The organism is Sulfuracidifex metallicus DSM 6482 = JCM 9184 (assembly GCA_032834875.1).
Lineage (GTDB): Archaea > Thermoproteota > Thermoprotei_A > Sulfolobales > Sulfolobaceae > Sulfuracidifex > Sulfuracidifex metallicus.
Genome location: CP135238.1, coordinates 1822107 through 1839906, shown reverse-complemented (window position 1 = coordinate 1839906; position 17800 = coordinate 1822107). Strand labels below are relative to the sequence as shown.

Annotated in this window: 22 protein-coding genes; 10 read left to right on the top strand and 12 right to left on the bottom strand. The window is 37.9% G+C overall.

Features of this window, described 5'->3' with window-relative positions; all coding sequences use genetic code 11:
• Positions 1-2 precede the first annotated feature (2 nt).
• The 3 genes from RQ359_RS10020 to RQ359_RS10010 all read right to left on the bottom strand — a co-directional run bounded on the left by RQ359_RS10020 (position 3) and on the right by RQ359_RS10010 (position 1588).
• Positions 3-254, bottom strand: a complete 252-nt coding sequence (locus RQ359_RS10020) for a sulfurtransferase TusA family protein (protein ID WP_156016587.1) — start codon at positions 252-254, stop codon at positions 3-5.
• Positions 255-360: 106 nt separating this feature from the next.
• Positions 361-612 (bottom strand): sulfurtransferase TusA family protein, encoded by a 252-nt coding sequence (locus RQ359_RS10015; protein WP_054838912.1) that lies wholly within the window; start codon positions 610-612, stop codon positions 361-363.
• Positions 596-1588: a sulfurtransferase TusA family protein gene (locus RQ359_RS10010; RefSeq protein ID WP_054838913.1), complete on the bottom strand. Its 993-nt coding sequence runs from the start codon at positions 1586-1588 to the stop codon at positions 596-598. Before RQ359_RS10010 ends, RQ359_RS10015 begins: the two co-directional genes overlap by 17 nt.
• Before the next feature lie 189 nt (positions 1589-1777).
• On the opposite strand from RQ359_RS10010, the gene RQ359_RS10005 reads away from it, so the two are divergent.
• The 5 genes from RQ359_RS10005 (at position 1778) to RQ359_RS09985 (ending at position 5175) form a co-directional block, all read left to right on the top strand.
• Positions 1778-2101, top strand: coding sequence for a hypothetical protein (locus tag RQ359_RS10005; protein WP_054839195.1), 324 nt, complete (start codon positions 1778-1780; stop codon positions 2099-2101).
• Positions 2102-2156: 55 nt separating this feature from the next.
• The gene (locus RQ359_RS10000; protein ID WP_156017933.1) at positions 2157-2432 is read left to right on the top strand and encodes a DsrE-related protein; all 276 of its coding nucleotides are present in this window, start codon (positions 2157-2159) and stop codon (positions 2430-2432) included.
• A gap of 85 nt (positions 2433-2517) precedes the next feature.
• Entirely contained in the window at positions 2518-3711 is a 1194-nt protein-coding gene (locus RQ359_RS09995; RefSeq protein WP_054839196.1) for a YncE family protein, read from the top strand.
• An 11-nt stretch (positions 3712-3722) separates the two neighbouring features.
• On the top strand, positions 3723-4646 hold the full coding sequence (locus RQ359_RS09990; RefSeq protein WP_054839197.1) for a hypothetical protein: 924 nt from the start codon (positions 3723-3725) through the stop codon (positions 4644-4646).
• The gene (locus RQ359_RS09985; protein WP_054839198.1) at positions 4639-5175 is read left to right on the top strand and encodes a TQO small subunit DoxD; all 537 of its coding nucleotides are present in this window, start codon (positions 4639-4641) and stop codon (positions 5173-5175) included. The genes RQ359_RS09990 and RQ359_RS09985 overlap by 8 nt, the downstream gene beginning before the upstream one ends.
• 23 nt (positions 5176-5198) lie before the next feature.
• Here the strand turns inward: RQ359_RS09985 and RQ359_RS09980 are convergent, their stop codons facing one another.
• The 3 genes from RQ359_RS09980 to RQ359_RS09970 all read right to left on the bottom strand — a co-directional run bounded on the left by RQ359_RS09980 (position 5199) and on the right by RQ359_RS09970 (position 6037).
• Positions 5199-5408: a hypothetical protein gene (locus RQ359_RS09980; protein ID WP_054839199.1), complete on the bottom strand. Its 210-nt coding sequence runs from the start codon at positions 5406-5408 to the stop codon at positions 5199-5201.
• Between the two features lie 210 nt (positions 5409-5618).
• Positions 5619-5891 carry a hypothetical protein gene (locus tag RQ359_RS09975; protein ID WP_156016589.1) on the bottom strand — a complete coding sequence of 91 codons (273 nt, stop codon included), beginning with the start codon at positions 5889-5891 and terminating at the stop codon, positions 5619-5621.
• A gap of 23 nt (positions 5892-5914) precedes the next feature.
• Positions 5915-6037, bottom strand: a complete 123-nt coding sequence (locus tag RQ359_RS09970; RefSeq protein WP_256202160.1) for a hypothetical protein — start codon at positions 6035-6037, stop codon at positions 5915-5917.
• Positions 6038-6256: 219 nt separating this feature from the next.
• Between RQ359_RS09970 and RQ359_RS09965 the strand changes: the two genes are divergently transcribed.
• The 3 genes from RQ359_RS09965 to RQ359_RS09955 all read left to right on the top strand — a co-directional run bounded on the left by RQ359_RS09965 (position 6257) and on the right by RQ359_RS09955 (position 9522).
• Positions 6257-6583 (top strand): hypothetical protein, encoded by a 327-nt coding sequence (locus tag RQ359_RS09965; protein ID WP_054839201.1) that lies wholly within the window; start codon positions 6257-6259, stop codon positions 6581-6583.
• Positions 6584-6718: 135 nt separating this feature from the next.
• The gene (locus RQ359_RS09960) at positions 6719-7444 is read left to right on the top strand and encodes a glycosyltransferase (protein WP_054839202.1); all 726 of its coding nucleotides are present in this window, start codon (positions 6719-6721) and stop codon (positions 7442-7444) included.
• A gap of 347 nt (positions 7445-7791) precedes the next feature.
• Complete coding sequence (locus RQ359_RS09955) at positions 7792-9522, top strand: APC family permease (protein WP_156016591.1); 1731 nt, start codon at positions 7792-7794, stop codon at positions 9520-9522.
• Between the two features lie 266 nt (positions 9523-9788).
• On the opposite strand, the gene RQ359_RS09950 is transcribed toward RQ359_RS09955, so the two are convergent.
• A complete protein-coding gene (locus tag RQ359_RS09950) occupies positions 9789-9938 on the bottom strand; it encodes a hypothetical protein (RefSeq protein ID WP_156016593.1) in 150 nt (49 codons plus the stop codon).
• Positions 9939-10045: 107 nt separating this feature from the next.
• Here RQ359_RS09950 and RQ359_RS09945 point away from each other — a divergent pair, with 107 nt between their 5' ends.
• Complete coding sequence (locus tag RQ359_RS09945; RefSeq protein ID WP_054839087.1) at positions 10046-11164, top strand: hypothetical protein; 1119 nt, start codon at positions 10046-10048, stop codon at positions 11162-11164.
• Between the two features lie 83 nt (positions 11165-11247).
• Here RQ359_RS09945 and RQ359_RS09940 read toward each other — a convergent pair whose 3' ends face one another.
• Positions 11248-11691 carry a hypothetical protein gene (locus RQ359_RS09940; protein WP_054839088.1) on the bottom strand — a complete coding sequence of 148 codons (444 nt, stop codon included), beginning with the start codon at positions 11689-11691 and terminating at the stop codon, positions 11248-11250.
• Positions 11692-11828: 137 nt separating this feature from the next.
• On the opposite strand from RQ359_RS09940, the gene RQ359_RS09935 reads away from it, so the two are divergent.
• On the top strand, positions 11829-12830 hold the full coding sequence (locus tag RQ359_RS09935) for a hypothetical protein (RefSeq protein WP_175576964.1): 1002 nt from the start codon (positions 11829-11831) through the stop codon (positions 12828-12830).
• Between the two features lie 99 nt (positions 12831-12929).
• Here RQ359_RS09935 and RQ359_RS09930 read toward each other — a convergent pair whose 3' ends face one another.
• Genes RQ359_RS09930 through RQ359_RS09915 form a run of 4 tightly spaced genes read right to left on the bottom strand, consistent with a single transcriptional unit; the run spans position 12930 to position 17461 of the window.
• On the bottom strand, positions 12930-13427 hold the full coding sequence (locus RQ359_RS09930; protein WP_054839086.1) for an aromatic-ring-hydroxylating dioxygenase subunit beta: 498 nt from the start codon (positions 13425-13427) through the stop codon (positions 12930-12932).
• Positions 13424-14725 carry an aromatic ring-hydroxylating oxygenase subunit alpha gene (locus RQ359_RS09925; RefSeq protein ID WP_156016597.1) on the bottom strand — a complete coding sequence of 434 codons (1302 nt, stop codon included), beginning with the start codon at positions 14723-14725 and terminating at the stop codon, positions 13424-13426. The genes RQ359_RS09930 and RQ359_RS09925 overlap by 4 nt, the downstream gene beginning before the upstream one ends.
• Positions 14712-15842 (bottom strand): M20 family metallopeptidase, encoded by a 1131-nt coding sequence (locus RQ359_RS09920; RefSeq protein ID WP_156016599.1) that lies wholly within the window; start codon positions 15840-15842, stop codon positions 14712-14714. The genes RQ359_RS09925 and RQ359_RS09920 overlap by 14 nt, the downstream gene beginning before the upstream one ends.
• Positions 15839-17461, bottom strand: a complete 1623-nt coding sequence (locus RQ359_RS09915) for an APC family permease (protein ID WP_156016601.1) — start codon at positions 17459-17461, stop codon at positions 15839-15841. The genes RQ359_RS09920 and RQ359_RS09915 overlap by 4 nt, the downstream gene beginning before the upstream one ends.
• Between the last annotated feature and the right edge of the window lie 339 nt (positions 17462-17800).

Here is a 17800-nt window from a genome sequence, read left to right as displayed (position 1 = left end):
GATTAGCTCACCTTTTGAATCCTAAACTTGTATACCTCCCCTTCTTTTATTATAGTGTAAGGATACCCATTAGACTTAGCTAGAGACGGTAAGGTAACGTCAACCGCGGGCTGGTGATCGGTCAGGATCTCTAAAACCTGACCAACCTTCATTTTCTTTAATTTTTTACCAGCGGTCATCTCTGGAATAGGACATGATTCACCTCTAACATCCACCACTTCGTCCGGCTTTTTAGTTTTGAGTTCTTCACTCATTTTATGCACCTAAACTAAACAAGTTTTTTTAACTTATTTAAGTATTCAGTCTTTTTAAATCCTTTATTAAACTTGTTTGTAAAAAAGTAGTTAAACTATCTTCAGTTCAGGTAAAACTTGACGTTATTTCACCTAAGTCTCCCACGTGAACTAAGTAGCGTCTACAGTCATCCTTTTCTGATACTTCTGTCCTAAAACCGAATTTCTGTAATACCATCATAATGTCATGTTCTTGAGATGATCCTTTCTCAACAATTATATCTAGAAGGTCTCCTTCCTTCATTTTCTTTAACTTTGAATAAACGATCAGCTGTGGAACTGAACAACAAAGTCCCATTAAATTAACTTCCACCTTCATTAGAATCACTGTCCTTATGATTTTTTCCTTCAGAGTCATCATGTATCAAATAGAAAATGTGTATCAACCCAACATTTCCTGTAACCATGTTTATTGCGTCCTCATCAAATAGCTTAGTGTTTCCGTAGTCTAGCCTTGCAGATATTAACTTGTTGCCTTCAATCACTGCAGTTAATAACCATCCTCTTCCCTCGGGGGACGCAACTATCATGGCCTTTCCTTCGGCTTCTAGAAACGAAGGAAGGAAAGATTCCACATTTCTTTCTTCCTTTATTTTGTTGAAGTACATGTAAAGTTTTCCTATTCCTCTTTCATCTCTAATTATATCTTTTACTCTAGATAAATCAATTGGAGTGTCAGCAGTTCCACCGCAAATGAACGTGAACGTTGCATAATCTCCGTTGTCCTCTATTTCGTATTTACAGTTGAAGCTTTTGGCTACCTCTGGAAGCGTGTACATTATTGCAGGGGGATTATCTACTAGAACCTCTATTGTTTCATATGGTTTTGCTGAGAGTATAGCCTTCTTCGTCTCTATCTCAGGGACAGGGCATGTCACTCCCCTCAAGTCAAGCCGTCTCATGGGTGTAGAAGCGAAAAGTTGTATTCGAGTTTTCCTTTCCTTCATGGACTTTACGTTATTCACATTGTTCAAAAAGGAAGAATACTTCTCCAAATTCTTAGCTATTCTCCACTCCATGGGCTTGAAAACAATCGATGAAATTGAGACACAATCTACCTTAACTTCAGCATCTACTGCAAGATCAACCGTGACTACGAACTTTCCGTTCTCCTCAACTATCTTAACTTGGTTTCCTTTAACATACGCGAACACATTCAAAGACGAACTCATCCATCTTAACTTAGCTGAGTATCCGTAGTCCATTTTCTTCACTTCCCTAAGTCCGTAAACTAATGCACTCTTCTTTATGTCCTTGAACACGTCAATGTGTTCTGGGTTAATTCTAGCCCTCAATTGGACACCCTTAAGATATATACTATTTCCTTAAACTTAAAAATCTATCATTTATTTCAATATTTTTTTAAGAAAAAAGTCAAGGAGTTACGTCTTATTTTATCTGTTATTAAATCAATTATATTTATAATTTATAATTTTTTTTAAAAATTATAATACTTATTAACCTTTAAGCTAAATGTTTGATATATGGACTCCTGTGGTTGTGTAACCGAAAGGAAATATGTATCTGATTTTCTAGCTAGACAAGTGTTTAGAGGGAAAGGAAAAGAGACTGGACGCGGAGAGGTGCAAGGAAGGAAATTCAAGATATTTCAGGATGAAGGGAAATTCAAGTACCAGTGCGATCAATGTGCAGTATTGATTATAACATTAGAGGCTACCTTGGAAGAAATAAACAAGGGTAACAAGAACGAGAAGCAGATCCTCGAGAGAATTAAGAGAATAAAAGGACTTACGGTAAATGACCTAATTATCCAAACCGTGAAGGAGGTGTTAAGGATTGTCAACTGATAGAAGGGTATCCTACATTGTGGAGTCCTCTTTGGGCAGCTATATTCTAGGACAAATGATAATACCACAACTTGAGGAGGGGAGACATGGTGTAGGTGTCTCTGGCATGTTCTTCATTGATAACAACGTTTACTTGCTCATGAAGGGTAACCCTATAGCTGAAAGGCTCTCTTCGCTCAGTAAATCCATGGGAATTTACCTTCAAGCCTGCGATCAATGTACGTTTATGAGAAACCTTGCAGATAAACTGATAGAAGAGGCAAGGATCGGATGCTTTCCAGACTTTTATAAAGCAATTCTAGATAAGACAGACCTAATAGTTACAATTTAAAAACAAAACACTTTTTTCAAGAATAACTGAAAAAAGAGTTTAAAAACAGACTAAGCTTTTATACATTACTTAATTTACTTAATTTATGAACTACAAGTTAATTCTCTTGGCTGGATTTGTAGTAATCCTTGCGGTTGGATTCGGTTCGGCTTATCTAATGCTCAACGTGCCTGGTGTGACGTCCTCTATTCATCCATCAGTATCTACCGTGTCTACTTCAACCTCTAGTGCGCCATCATCTCTATATTTCCTCACGTTAACTCAAAAGGGAATAGCAATGGTAATTAATCCCTCTTCTGCTGAGAGCTTTCTGGGATTTCAGCATGTGGTCAACATATCCTTAAACTCTCCAGCACAGGTATATTATTGGGAGGAAATACCTTATGGAGATACGATTTCATTGAATCAATACGTCTTTGTTCCACTTAACAACGGGACAGTAGAGATATTTAATTCAACTAACATGAAGGTAGTTGATACACTAACGGTGGGTCACTCGATTGGTTTTATAGGAGTTGCATACTCTCCTCACATGAACTACGTTGCAATAGCTGACGGTCCTTCAGGAGTTGTAGAAGTAATAAACGTACATACCCTCCAGAAAGTTTGGAGCGAGACCTTCACTATGAGCAACGGCAAGACAATGTATCCATGTGATGTAAGATGGACTCCAGACGGAAAGTATTTATTAATACCAATGAAGTTGAACGATTCCATCGTTATGTTGAATTCAGCAAATGGAAAAGTTGAAACGGTAAAGGTTACATCTCAGGGATCTGAGCCTTATATGCTTTCATCTAATCCAGAAGGAACAATGGTGGCGGTCGAATTCTCAGGTAATAACTCTGTAGGGTTTTACTCACTCCCTAGCTTATCACTCATGGGTATGGTCAGGATGCCCAGCACCGTAGTAGCTCAGAGGGGAACGTTTACTCCTAACGGTTCATATTATCTTGAGGCTTCAGCTGACTCTAATGAGGTAGCTGTAATATCGACTTCTTCTTTCTCTCTCGTTAAAGTGATTTCCCTGCCTTCAACTTCAGCCCCAGGACTGTCAGAAATAGGCATAACTCCTGACGGTCAATACGCTTATACTGTAATTCACGGAAACGTCAAGACTGGAGGTATGATAGTTCTAATATCGTTGAGCTCGTTGTCAGTATCTACACAAGTACCTTTAACCACTGCTCCCTCCATAGTTCTACCTATGACTGGGAATGCAGAAAGCTATCTAGTAGACAACGTTTTGCTACCTCCGGTCACCGGACTCCACTGTTAAGGTGTCTAGAATTGAAAGCTATAAATCCTCTCTTTTATTTTTTCTTATTCCTAGAAGCTACCGTGCTAATGCCAATAGTGATAAACGGGATTAAGGTTCTCAAGTTGTGGTACTCTCCTATGGCTGATACTGGACGGGTTACGTTTTTATATCCATTCATTGAGTTTGTAACGGCGTTCTTCTTACTCTCCTCCATCATTGGATTTCTACTTTACAGGAAAAAGGGAAGCAGGTTCATCCTTGTACGTGGTCCTATGAGGTTGAGGAACGTTATTAAGGCAGTGATAAGGGACAAAGTGGGAAGGTGGATGGTAATTGCTTACACTTTTTCATATTTCATTTCATACCTGATAACGTCTGATCTATTGCTAATCCCTGGAATTAACGTAGATTCTTACTTCACTCAACTCACCATGTTGACTTACGAGGGAAGTGGATTTAACGTATTGGAGTTCGGCAATAATCTGGCTTTAGTGGAGAGCCCTTATCTTATGTTGATGGGTATTGGAGTGGACGCTGTATTAACCTTGTCGTTGATATTATCATATTACATGATATCACTAATTTACGTGTCTATGAACTTGTACTCGTTTCCAGTTCCAAGGTCTTTCAGGCTATCTGCTACATCTACTGCAGGAGGATTTCTCACTGCTTCGGTGCCGTCCTTAGGGACAATCGCTGGAATATGCTGTTTAACTCCTACTGCAATGAATTCATTGCTTTATTTAGCTTCTGGTACACTTCCTTTAACTAAAGGGGTAGCGTGGAAGTACGGTACGTTCATCCTTGGTACATGGACAGGGGGTATACTACAAGCCTTAGCTTTGGGATCAACAGTGATTACTGGCATGCTTATCCTGGGTATCTCGGCGTATTACATCTACAAAATATCGAATAGGATAGCTAACAAATTTGAGGTGACGATAAGTGGTTGAATCTCAAAGGAGTTCATATTGGATGGTTATCTTCAGGCTTATTGCAGGGTCAATATGGATATTCGCAGGAGTTTTCGACAAACTTCTTAATCCTAACTTCTTCAACCCTACATCGTCCCAATACGTTGGATTTACTATACAATATTTTGCTGAGGGATCTCCTATAAAACAATTCCTTTATGCTGTAGCGTTTCCCCATCCAATATTGACTGGACAGCTAGTTATGATAGGTGAGATATCCTTTGGAGTTCTCTTCATGATGGGGGCTCTAACGAAGCTAGCATCTACTGTTGCATTTTATACTAACTTGGTATACTTCCTCTCTGCAGCGTGGACTGGAGCAGAGGAATATGGAATAAACCTGCTCCTAATGGCAATAGACATATATTTCCTTCTTGGTGGTGCTAAAGATTTCTCAGTTGATTCTTTGTTTCAAGGGTCCATACTTTGGTCATCGAAGTTATGGTTCGTTATAGGGTCGTTAATCTATTTAGGTGTTGTAATCCTCTTGTATCTCCATGGTTTATGAAATGTAACTAAGAGCGGAGTGAACTACCCTGCCATAACGGGCAGGGCTTCCTGCTTTATGACTTCACCTAGCAACGCAGAGGACGAAGCCCCACAGTGAGAGTCGTTCCGACCCGATCTCAAATTGTCATCGGTGTCCCAAATGGGACTATTGAATGGAGCAGAGGCGTACCACATAGTCCCTAGCTTGAACCAAGGCGTCTTGGTTACGCTTACTCCGTTAGTAACTATCATTAAACATGGATATTGTGTATGTATGTTTTTATCCTCTCTTCCCTTCTCTTTTTTATCTTAACATGGAGTTCAAAGGGGACGGAAGACCAACATGAGGAGATGGATAGCACCCTTTGCAGTAAAAATTAAATATGAAAAAATTCATATATCTAGATCCTAATCTTTTACTTTATTTTTATTTTTAAAATAAGACAAGCAATTATTATCCTTCTATATTCCTATTTGTGATAGTGGCATTCCTATTATCCAACCGTAGTTGTTAACTAGATACATTGTGTTTCCCACGATTACAGGGTTAGATATTCCGAAGAATCCGCCTACTTTGTAAACGTTAATTAACGAGCCGGTCGTTGCATTCATTACGTAAATTGAATTACCCCCTAACTGTATCAAATAACCATCTACGTAAGTTGGAGAACCTCTAGGAGCTCCGGCGAACTTTGGCGGAAGAGGAATTCCTGGTAAAACAGCCTTCCATAGCAAATTACCGTTGTCAACATTTAACGCTATTGAAAGTTAATCAGTGTTATTCCTAGAGCGAGGAACATAACTGCAGCTATTGATCCTAGTAAGTATACTCCAACAATTACATATCTTAATTTCTCGATTAATGAATTAACAGAGTCCATATCTTTAGCTCTTATTTTTCAATATAGGTTTATCTATAAACCAAACACGAATATATTTAATACATTTCCATCAACTTAGTTCATAAAATATATTTAAAATATCCTGTTCAGGAAAAAATAAACTTCCTATATAAGATTTATTAATTTAGTTATAAGATCAAATCCGTCTCTAGGTTACGTAATAAAGTTTATTTTATGTTATCAAACAATAGTATAGACATGGTTTGGAAAGAATTAAAAGATGAGGCTAAGAAATCTGTAAAGGAATTAACTGATGTAGGGAAAGAGGTAGGTAAGTCGTCTTTAAGTGCAGCTTCAGGAATAACGAAGGATGGGATAGAGATTGGAAAGGAATTAACTAAGTCGTCCATTGAATTAGGTAAATCAACTGAGAGAGAAATAAAGGATACTACAAAGGTTGCCGTGGATTCAACAAAGGAGCTCATGGAAGACCTAAAGGATGGAGTCAAGGATGCAATGAAAGGCCCTATAAGGGAAATGAAGAAATTGGGAGATAAGGATCAAGGGAAAGAAGAAAATAAATGACGTATAGAGAGGTGTATGGTTAAAATGGTAGTAAACGTGAAAATTCCACACGAATGCTCAGTCTTAACGCAGTTTATCAATATTTGCGTTTATCATTCTATAAAAGCTTTTATTGAATAACTGGTTGATCGGTATATGATATCTATAGTAATTCCAGCTTACAATGAAGAGAAGAGAATAGGAAAGACTTTGAAACAGCTCTCGAGCTTGACTAACACTGAGATAGTAGCTGTATTTGACGGAAATGACAATACCCCTCAAGTAGTAAAGAAGTTTCCAGTGAAATTATTAGTTTCAAAGAGTAGGCTAGGAAAAGGAGGTGCATTAAAGGTCGGAATAGAAAAGTCATCTTCAGGAAGAGTTTTACTCCTTGACGCGGATATGCCTATCACGAAGGAGGACATGGAAAAACTACTAATAGAGAAAGGGGATTTGGTATTGGTAAAACGAAAAATCATTGGAATGCCGTTTAAGAGGAAGTTTCTTCATAATGCTTTCATTTTCATGACTAAGTTATTCTTTCCTTCGTTAAGGGGCTTAACGGACTTTCAGGGTGGAGTTAAAGTTCTTGACAAGAGAAAAGCCTTGTCTATAAAGGACGAACTAGTGATGCAGGACTTCTTATTCGATGTTAATTTAATCTATGCTTTCAAAAGGAATGGATATCAAGTTAAGGAAGTCGAAATAAGTTACATCCACGACGAAACTGACAGTAAGATATCAAGGAACCTGCTAAAGGTGATTATGCTAATGTTCCTTTCATTGGTGAAACTTAGGGTGTTTTACTCTCCCCTGAACGGCGTACTTGAAACTAAAACCTTCATGAGAATGCAAACCTTCATTTTAAAGGTACTAAGATGAACATTTCTTCCTGAGCTAAGATATTTTATACATTTCACTTGATATATGTACGTAGATATGATATAATATCTACACAATATTCTTATAAGTTTTTTATATCTTCTTTAGTTTTCTTTGGAACGACGCTAGTTATGAATATTATGAGCAATGATGACAATAAATGAGTATAGCTATTATAATGTACAAGATAATTATCTCCCAAGCAAGGAACTCAGTAACGGTGCGAAACTGGAACTTCTTAAACTATCTTATTAATGTCAAAGTAGAGTTTCTAGGTAACATACTTCAATAATTATACTCAAATCATCTTTCAATCTTTTAAGAAGAGTACTTTTTCTTTAAACTTAATGACTGGGTTAAGAAGGGATTTAAGTAGATGGGAACTTACTTACCTTTCTTTAGGAGGTATAATAGGCTCTGGATGGCTATTTGCACCTTTGGCAGCTGCGGCTTATGCAGGTCCTTCGTCTATTTTCGCGTGGATTTTGGGCGGTTTAATGATGCTTATAATAGCCTTCTCGTATGCAGAAGTATCATCCTCTATTCCAGCGTCAGGAGGAATTGTAAGGTATCCCCATATGACACATGGAAGACTAGTTGGTTTCACTATGTCTTGGATTTACTTAATATCAGCAGTTTCTACAGTGGCGATAGAGGCTGTTGCTGCTACTACTTATTTGTCCCATTTTTTCCCCTCACTTTACGACAATGGTCTTTCAACCTCAGGGATAGTTTTAACTTACGTTCTCCTGGTTGTATTCTTCTTGGCAAATTATTTCGGAGTTAAGCTGTTAGGCAGGGTAAGTCATGGTTTGGGTTGGTGGAAGCTACTTATCCCTACTATTACTTCGATCTTGCTTTTCCTGGATTTTAACCAGAGTAACTTCGCCTACATTTTGCCAAATAACCTTGCAGGTCCAGGAGGAATAGACGGAATCCTTTTTGCGATACCTTCATCTGGTATAATCTTCTCATATTTGGGTTTCAGACAAGCTATAGAGTACGGCGGAGAAGGAAGAAATCCTCAAAGAGATATACCCTTTGCCTTGGTGTCATCTATAGCCATAGCGATGCTGATCTTCACCATGTTACAACTGGGATTTATAGGTGCACTGAATTGGAATGTTGCAGGTTTACCCTACGGAGATTGGAGCGGTTTATTAACATCGTCAATAAGTGACTCTCCAATCATCTCGCTTTTTCAAGAAGCGTCAATCTTGTCATATGTGTGGGTTTCTATCCTTGCTTTTGATGCAGTGTTCTCCCCATCTGGGACAGGGATAATATACACTGGAACAACAGCTAGGACGTTTTATGCCTCTGCAGTAAACGGTTATCTTCCGTCAGTCTTTTCAAGAGTTAACTTTAGAGGAATACCTTCTATCTCGTTGATTGTATCAGTTATTGCAGCTGCCTTGTTTCTCCTGCCCATTCCATCATGGTATTCAATAGTTAGCATATCAACTTTAGCTACAGTCCTAACTTATGTGACAGGAGGGATTGTACTTCACGTGTTCAGGAACAAACTCCCTCAGATGTCTAGACCTTACAGTTTGAGAGGATGGAAAATAATTGCACCGCTCTCAACAATAGTAGCTGGACTGTTAATATATTGGTCAGGCTTCACTACCCTCTTCTACATAACCGTAGCTTCGATACTAGGTCTTTCAATCTTCGCCATGTATCCTAGAATTATCACTGTAGCAAGTATTGTAGTTGAACTACTTGGAGCTTACTTTACAGTACAATCGGGATTCAATATCGTATTCACCTCAATTTACTTGACTTTGATTACATTTATTGCAATTCTTAGTGTTAAAATATCTAAACTTCCTACAGATGAGAAGAGAGCAGGTTACTGGATAATATTTCTGATAATGCTTCTGACGGGTCTCTCCTATGTGGGTCCCTTTGGAATAATCGACGTTATAACTTTTCCATATGATATACCCTTAGTAATCTTTGCGATGCTGGGGTTACATTTCATGGGAGTCAGGCTATCTAAGTACAGACTGGAAATACCAAACTACACTTCCATTACAAACTCGTCTGAAGCCAGGAATTACGAAGACAACTGATTTTTCCTTATCTCCAATAAAGATATATTTTATTATAAATAATATATATATATTAATTGGAGATTATCGAGAAAAGAGGTTTTATTTTTAATGTAGTGGTAATAAAAAATTATAAAACCTAGTCATTTAAATGAAGAAATCAGATCTAGAATTGCGATTCTCTATGATCTAATCTAGAACAAGAGTCCGAATGATATCAAAATATATAAAAATTCTTCCTTGTAGCGACACTAGGTTTTAGCATTTTGCCAAGGTGTGATTAAGCGTTAACACGAAGGACAAGCTTCTGCTTTCATTACGGAGAGGAGATCAGAATAGCATATGTTACTTGAAAGTCCATGTGAATTCATCAACTTCACTAGAGACCCGTCGTAAAGGGGTAGTTTACGTCCTATAACTTTGATCCAATATCCCATTTCCTGGTAATCCTTATTTTATTATTAAAAGATTAAAGACTATTACTATCATTAACGGAATTAGTTTCAATTTGCTCATTCTCTTCTAATATTTAGTTATGAACAATATGATGAGAAAAGGAATATCTGGAATCTTAGGCGCTTTAATTCTTCTAATAGTTTTGATGGGAAGTTTAACCTTAGTGTTCGTTGTGCAAAGGCAGGAATCAAGTATTTTCATAGGACAACAGCAAACTATGTTACAATCTTTATCGTCAAGTCCTATATCTGAGATTTACTCTCCTAATGGTCAACCAGAACTTATGTCGGATTCAGGAAATCCTGTGTATATAACACATTTAATACTACCAAACGGAGAAATCCTTAACGAGGACTTCACGGTTACTTCCATCCCCATCCCTGTAAGTAAATTAGAGAGCGGGTATCCTTGGTTTGTTGTAGTCACGAATGAAGGTGCAGATTATAACGTAAGCGATTTAACATTTCCTCCAAGCGATCCCTCAAATTATGAAGTAACTGGAATCTCAGAGGCCATAAAGGTTCCGCAACCACCTTTGAACGCTCCCGTAACTAAAGATTTGGAATATCTTTCCTTAAATTCAACTGTATTTTATGAGTATGTTCTACCTCAACTACTTTCCCTTCCTTTTCACAATGATAAATGGGTTCAACCTCAACTACATAACATAAATGGAGTTAGCGTAGGGGGACTATCCAATACTACTTTGATATATGAGTTTCCTCCATCCAACTTGAGCTTCGATATAGTGACAGATTACTATACACTCCAAGGAGCACCAGACTCAAACTTCGGTATAGTTTTATCAACAGCTAGCAATTCCCCTAATTATTATTTGGAATACTTTTACCTTAACTCTATTTCAAAGGACGAAGGATGCCTTTACTGGAATCAGATATATCCATCTGGAAAATCTTATAGTTCAACTTACATGATAACTCAAGTTAAGGACCCTCTGCAGGAAAATGGTTTGACGCTTTATAACTTCCAATTAATTAAAATATCTGGATCATGGTATTTAAAGATATCCTCTAATGGAAACGTTGGAGTAAACTATTGCGGCGTGCCGCTTACTGGATTTCCTCTGGCGTTCAACTTGGAAGACTATCCTTCGACCTTGCTGGTTAAATTAACTAGCTCGCCAATATATGAGGTATATGTAATAATCCCTCAGCATTCATCTGCTATGTATGCGTTAAGTGAATGAAAAAGAGAACAGTTGTATTCTTTTATATGTCTAATTTATATATATTGCTTTTTTTTCTTGTATAGCAAAAATTAAACGAAATATTATACATCTATATGTTCACTTCTCTCTTTTTTCAGCAAGCTGTCCCTAATCTGATTTATCTGCTCTATATCCTTAGAATTTAGAAACTGGGAAATCCAAGAGAAGTTTATCTTCAGGAGGAGCTCCACTATGTCTTTGCGTCTTGGATTAGATAACTTCCATTGGTCGAAAAGCTTCAATGCCTTCCTCGTCATTTCCAAAATTCCGGGATAGAGTTTTTCTAGTTGAGATGCTGTTCTCTCCATGTCGTGTTTAGGTACAGCACAGGGAGTATTTCTATTATGAATTCCGTGCACCATAGCTAAGCATTGGAGCAATCTCCTCTCAGCCTTATAAGTTCTAAAGGCTGAAAGCCTTAATTCACCCTTTTCAAGCCTACATGATGCTATAATGAAGTCGCGCAGGCTCATCCTAGCGTAAGTTTCCTTATCTCTTATAGGCATTTCTTTTTTCATTTCCTACTTTTTATTTAAAAAAGTCGTCTTCAGTTTTAGATCTAAAACTGAGGGAGTGTAATAGTCTACATTGTCAGAGATATCATGAGAGGTAAACCTTAATTTCATGAATGAGTTTTTCTCGCATGAGTGCGCTTTCTGGCATCATTAACTATGCCTCCGGTTTAAGCTCTGTGGTTTCCACTGCAGCTCTTATTGCCACCATTTATTACTACAGGAAGCAAACTCAGCTACTTCAAACTCAGCTTGAACAATTACAAGGAGAATCATCTATCCAGGAGTGTCTTCAAGTTAGGGACTCAATCATAAGGCTCCATCAAGTCCTCACACCCCTCATTGGAAAGGAAATAGAAGAAATGATAGAATTTAGACACAGACTAAACGAGGAATGTTCTACCCCTTTGAAGTGCATGGTTTACGTTCACAACTTGTTTACAAAGATATCAGACGACGAAGGAGGTCTTTCTTCCTTCACCGAGAGACTTTCGAGATTAGTAAGAGACTTGAGGTCCATGAAAGTTAAAAGATTTGAAAGATTTTCAGAGCTCATAGACAATATGATAGAGTCAATATGCGATTCTGATGAGGGCTGTAAGACCTTAGACGATTTGGAGAAACTTCAGTTAACCTTCGGGAAAGGAGATGAGTCCCAAATGAAGGAAATAGAGTCTCCCATTATTGACGATATTGAGAAAGACGAAATAAAGGAGGAGTATCTAAGGGAGGAAGTACTTGGATCACAGGAAGACTTCTTTGACGTACTGGACAAGCTTGATTTTCTTGTTGAATGTAAGTGCGGAAAAAGAAAGTGTAATGAGGTCTTTCCTATCTCCGATCTAATGGAGGGAAAAATAAACCCAATAAAGGAATTGATTGAGGACCCTGATAATTTCTGTAAAAAATATGAGGTTAGTATAAACTGTAAGGAGTTAGTTCCTATGCTAAAGGACATCGAACCTCTAGTGGAGAAAGACTCCAAGAGGCTTTACGCAATGGTTTACTTGAATCACTTGGCTAACGAGTTTCGCCGGATAGTTAACAACATAGTGTTTCCCTCCCAAGTGGACCTCAACATAAGGCTTCGAGCCGAACTTGAGAGAATAACTTGCACCAAGTTGGAGGACTGAGACACGAGTAGACTCACTTAAACGGATTAGGGTCATCTGTCCCCTTAACGTTAAGATAAAGGTCTTATGAATATTTGTCTCTTTTTCATTTTGTAGTTTCTAAATTATCCTAGAAAAGACTACGTTTGGTACTTCGCAGTCCAGTTCTAAAACTCTTGACTTTATCTTGAATTCTCCGTTTACTATAGAGATAATGTCCTTTCTAACTAAAGATATGATCTGGCTGTTTTTCAATCTATCCATGAATAGTAACATAGAGATCTCCACTTTGAACTCTTCATTTTCCTTCATAAGGAAAATTTTAGAGGGATGAAACCTGATTCTTGACGGGGGAGTCTCTATCCAATTATAAGATGTCCTCATCTTCCTGCATTTAATTGTCAACGACTCCTTGTTTTCGTCAAGAATGGATATTTCGCTTCCATCTACGTCTCCATTTCTTGTAACAAGGCTTACTGGCATATAATATCTTACATCGTCAGTTAACATAGATATCCATTCTTCACATTTCCCTTCTTCTAACAAGGAAATTTCTTTATAAAGAAATTTTATTAAAGCCTCCTTTTCTTCTTCAGTTAAACCATCACTTATTATCATTCCGTATCGTCCTCGAGGTAGTTTATGTACTCCTTTAAGAAGGAAATGGTATTACCTTCATAATTGCCTCCGTAGAAGAAATCTCCAAGTCCCTCGAAAGAGGAAGCCGATTGTCTTGCACCGCCATAGTATTTCAAATCTATTTCCATATGGGAGAGCTTCATAGAGTTCTCAGTCATTCCTTCCCACATTACAATGTCATCATGTTCCACTGCCCCTCCTGCTCCAAAAAGTCTAAGGAATGTCTCTCTGCTCTTTGTTTTTAGTTGGTTAGGCTCGTCAATGTCAAATGCCATCCATGTCCATATCTCAGTTTCTGTATTAGATATTGGTCTCCAAACCCTGAAGACCAATATGGGAACAGGGGGTTCCTTTTCAGAAGGCGAGTAGGCAACGTTTCCTATTGCTAAGTTGGGGAATATATGACCTAACATTTCGTACGTAGCATACTTAGTCCACACTATAAACTCCTCTCTGGAAAGTTTGTTCTTTGCCTTTTCTAATAAGTTAGGCCACCAGATGGGATAGAATAAAGGTCTAGGTATGTCAGGGAAATCGTCGCTTGAGGGACCAGTGAACAGAACACCATGTCCTCCTTTTAACCTTATAACTCCTGTAATGGAAGTTAGTCTCAAGTCTTGAATTCCTACCCCAACTTCCCTGAGCCATCCATGAGCTGTCAAAAAGTGCCACGCATCTCCTATGAAATTATCTACTATGGTCTTCCAATTTGCCCTTATTATCCAGCGCTGAGGAGAGGAGAATTCTAATCCATCGCTCCTCTTAGCTATCATGTCTATGTAAAACTTTACATCGCCTAAGAACTCCTGAAGGTTTTTCTTTGGCTTTATGGAGCAGAAGATTAATCCCTCATATGTTTCGCACGAAATTGGTATAAGACCGAAATCTGAAGTATCCATCTCTCCATAGATTGTGTTTTGCATCGGTGCACCAAGGAAATTTCCCTTATGTGAAAACGTCCATCCATGATACTGACAACGAAATATATCACCTCTTCCAGCGTCCTCTCTGAGTATTTTAGCTCCACGGTGAGGACATAAATTGAGGAATCCCCTCACGTGGTCCTTGTTGGTCAGGATAACCGGAATATCTCCCACGTAACGTTGTAGATAATCCCATCTTTGGAATTCTGAGGTATGACCCACAAATATCCATGACTTGGTGAAGAGTTTGGTTCTCTCCATCGCATAAATGTCTTTGTCTGCAAACAACCATAACGGAACTAAGTTTCTGTTCATTGAATCTGCAGATTTCTTTAATCTATCAGTTAACTTCACTGATAGCACCCTTTATGAAGTGGGTGTATACGTTCAGAGTGTTCTCAAGTTCACTTTCCTCCACAAACTCGTTATATACATGAGAATTGAATTCATTTCCAGGTCCGTAACAAAGTGATGGTATGTTCCTAGCTCTAAAAAGCCTACCATCGTTATCCGCAGGATCTATAACCTCTACCAAGTTCTTTCCTACTTCACGAGCTGATTTTAGGAATAGTTCCTCCCATTTTCCAAGATAATAATTAGGTTCAGTTGAAAACTCTACTTCAAAGCCCATTTCTCTGATTAATTCTGATACATAATTTATATCTACTCCATGTGGTATCCTAATGTCAAGCTTCGCTGTAGAATGATCTGGAACCATAGTAGGTACAGTTCCTGAGCTTAAAACTCCCACACTAATTGTAATTTTAATAGTATCTTCTCCAAATATACGCTGACTATTGTTGTATGCCTCCCTAAGTGGTTCTGGTATCTTCACTGACATATTACTTAGCATGTTCTTTAATTTCTCCAGTGAGTTTAGGAGATTAGTCAGAGAACTTTCTCCCCTCCAAGGCAAACTGCCATGTGCAGTCTTTCCGGCAATATTAATTCTAGCTATGATCATACCTTTTTCTCCCACTACCAAATTAGTAGAGCCTGAAGGTTCGCTAACAAGGACTAATGAAGGCTTTATCTTATTAACATAAATCGACGTGCTATGAAGGGATCCTACTTCCTCGTCAGGAGAAAGAAACATCCCTAATTGGTTAGGATACTCTTTCAATAGCTCCATAAATACTGCTACCCCTCCCTTCATATCATTTGATCCTCTACCCATTACTTTTCCATTTTCAATTTCTCCCGAAAAAGGAGGAAAGTTCCAAGCCTTTTCGTCTCCAGGAGGAACAACGTCGAAATGACCCAACAGTAGAATTTTTGGATCTGTAGCGCCCGCAATTATAGATGGCCACCCATTGTCTAGATCCAAAACTTGGACTTTAACATCGTTCTCCTTCAACCAACTTGCTATAAATACTGATGCCTCTTTTATTCCCTTAGAATTCAAGAATGGCTCCATGCTCACAGAGGGATACTTGACCAATTCTGATGTTAGGTATGAGACTTCTCTCATTCTGGTGGCACCTCTTTAAAGGTCATTTCCAGATCTATTCCTTGCTTTAATCTTATCCTTCTTATCACCTCATATGCAACTATGCTTACTATAGGCATTCCTACAATTATTCCAATATTTAAAATTAAGTTTGTTGGAAATATTGCGCTACCGAAGGTAGAATATGCAACAACTCCATAGCCTACAAGGAAGGCCACAGTTATGGCTATCATTAATGCTGAAAGTATACCGTAGCGAACCAATTCTTTACCTGCACCAAATTGGGAGTTTTTACCCATCTTAACTGCTGCCAAAGAAGCTGTAAAATACTGATACATTAAGTAAATGATTGTTGAGGTTATAGCACTGATAGTTAGACCGAAGTATATTTCCATAATATCAAAGAACACAGCTAGAATGTAAATTGTACTAATCGCTATTATCGGGGTTCTGAGCTTTTCGCTAACCTTAGAGAAGATCGTAGGAGCCAACCAGTCAAAAGAAATTGCAAATAAAGTTCTAGATGGTATGGAAGTTTGAATGATAGAATATAATACATACCATGTGAAGGCGCTAGCTATCATTAGAATTAAGATTGGCAAATTCTTCAGAAACGGTAATGCGACATAACTTAAAAGTGAAGTTGTAGCTATAGGGATTCCAACTCCATTAGGAGAGTCCCAGCCATTTATACTTGTATAATTGTAGAAACCTTCACCTACTACCAACTGAAGGAGAGCTATAAGTATCACCGAGATAAAGGCTATTATTATATAAGAAATTACTAGTCCAGAAAACATTGATCTTTTTGCGCTCTTTACCTCTCCTCCGAAATATGTTGGAGCATTATTATATGCATAAAGAAACGCTACTAGAACTGAGGCTAAGACCATGGTAGTTACGATGTTTATGTGAGGAGAAACCGTTGCCATAGAGGAGAGTGACTGATACGTAGGTCCGCCAAACTGTGTAGAAACGCTATTAAATACCTGGGAATATCTTCCTGCAACGAGTAATAGACCTCCTATCATCGCTGCAGTTCCAAGTATTTGAACTATTGTAAGCGCTGTAATTATCCTTGCAAAATACTTAGTTCTAGCTATAGAAACTAAGAAAGATATTGTCAATATCACTATAGTTCCAGCTACAAAAGGAAGCCCCGTTTCATTACTAAAGGAAAAATCGTTCGCAATGGTTATTAAGGCTGGATCGTGAAAGTACACTCCTAAGATCTCCAATGAGGGCTGAACGGCAAGAGGCAACTCCAGCTGAGCTACAATAGGATTTCCCGTAGCAAATGCAAAAATATTCGAAAGTGCTTGTAGGAATCCCCATTTAGGACCCAGAGCCCTTGATATATAAATATAGTCTCCTGCAGATCTAGGGATTAACTTAGATAGAAAATAATACATCATCAGTACTGGAAACATCATAACGGCACCGACTATGCCAGCTAACAACCAGCTAGCACCTATCAAGAGAGGAGCGAAAGTTAATGGGTATGCCACACCTCCAGCAGGACCCAAATAGGAGAAGTTCATAGAGAATGCATCAGTTGCTGATATTTCTCTAATCAGTCCTGAGCTTTCTCTAACGAAAAATTTTTGACCTTTACCTTTTGAAGAGTTTTGCTCTCCCATAAGAAGGTCAAGCTTTTAGATAGTTAATAAATATAATAGGTATTCTAATGAGTCATTTCTATTTTTTTATGCTCGTAATCGAATCTATTTTATCATATTGTTGAACATGTATTTTATTCATAGGAGGTTTCCTTGGATATTATTCAAGTTAGATACAACAGTATTCTCTATTTTAATTATTCAAGGGTACTTTCAATAACTAGTAACTCAGATTCCTTCTTCATATTTTGAGCATATAGATAGAGAAATAAATAAGACAGTTCAGAATTGATGTGGAAAACTCTAGTAGTGTGATATAAGTTTATGAGTTATTTTTTATACTCGAATATGACTATATCA

Coding starts and splice junctions, on each gene's coding strand:
- RQ359_RS09970 (WP_256202160.1), bottom strand. CDS start 6,037: ATGGACTCTGTTAATTCATTAATCGAGAAATTAAGATATGTAATTGTT.
- RQ359_RS09995 (WP_054839196.1), top strand. CDS start 2,518: ATGAACTACAAGTTAATTCTCTTGGCTGGATTTGTAGTAATCCTTGCG.
- RQ359_RS10005 (WP_054839195.1), top strand. CDS start 1,778: ATGGACTCCTGTGGTTGTGTAACCGAAAGGAAATATGTATCTGATTTT.
- RQ359_RS09960 (WP_054839202.1), top strand. CDS start 6,719: ATGATATCTATAGTAATTCCAGCTTACAATGAAGAGAAGAGAATAGGA.
- RQ359_RS09920 (WP_156016599.1), bottom strand. CDS start 15,842: ATGAGAGAAGTCTCATACCTAACATCAGAATTGGTCAAGTATCCCTCT.
- RQ359_RS09955 (WP_156016591.1), top strand. CDS start 7,792: ATGACTGGGTTAAGAAGGGATTTAAGTAGATGGGAACTTACTTACCTT.
- RQ359_RS09915 (WP_156016601.1), bottom strand. CDS start 17,461: ATGGGAGAGCAAAACTCTTCAAAAGGTAAAGGTCAAAAATTTTTCGTT.
- RQ359_RS10020 (WP_156016587.1), bottom strand. CDS start 254: ATGAGTGAAGAACTCAAAACTAAAAAGCCGGACGAAGTGGTGGATGTT.
- RQ359_RS09945 (WP_054839087.1), top strand. CDS start 10,046: ATGATGAGAAAAGGAATATCTGGAATCTTAGGCGCTTTAATTCTTCTA.
- RQ359_RS09965 (WP_054839201.1), top strand. CDS start 6,257: ATGGTTTGGAAAGAATTAAAAGATGAGGCTAAGAAATCTGTAAAGGAA.
- RQ359_RS10015 (WP_054838912.1), bottom strand. CDS start 612: ATGAAGGTGGAAGTTAATTTAATGGGACTTTGTTGTTCAGTTCCACAG.
- RQ359_RS09935 (WP_175576964.1), top strand. CDS start 11,829: ATGAGTGCGCTTTCTGGCATCATTAACTATGCCTCCGGTTTAAGCTCT.
- RQ359_RS10000 (WP_156017933.1), top strand. CDS start 2,157: ATGATAATACCACAACTTGAGGAGGGGAGACATGGTGTAGGTGTCTCT.
- RQ359_RS09950 (WP_156016593.1), bottom strand. CDS start 9,938: ATGGGATATTGGATCAAAGTTATAGGACGTAAACTACCCCTTTACGAC.
- RQ359_RS09980 (WP_054839199.1), bottom strand. CDS start 5,408: ATGATAGTTACTAACGGAGTAAGCGTAACCAAGACGCCTTGGTTCAAG.
- RQ359_RS09930 (WP_054839086.1), bottom strand. CDS start 13,427: ATGATAATAAGTGATGGTTTAACTGAAGAAGAAAAGGAGGCTTTAATA.
- RQ359_RS09940 (WP_054839088.1), bottom strand. CDS start 11,691: ATGCCTATAAGAGATAAGGAAACTTACGCTAGGATGAGCCTGCGCGAC.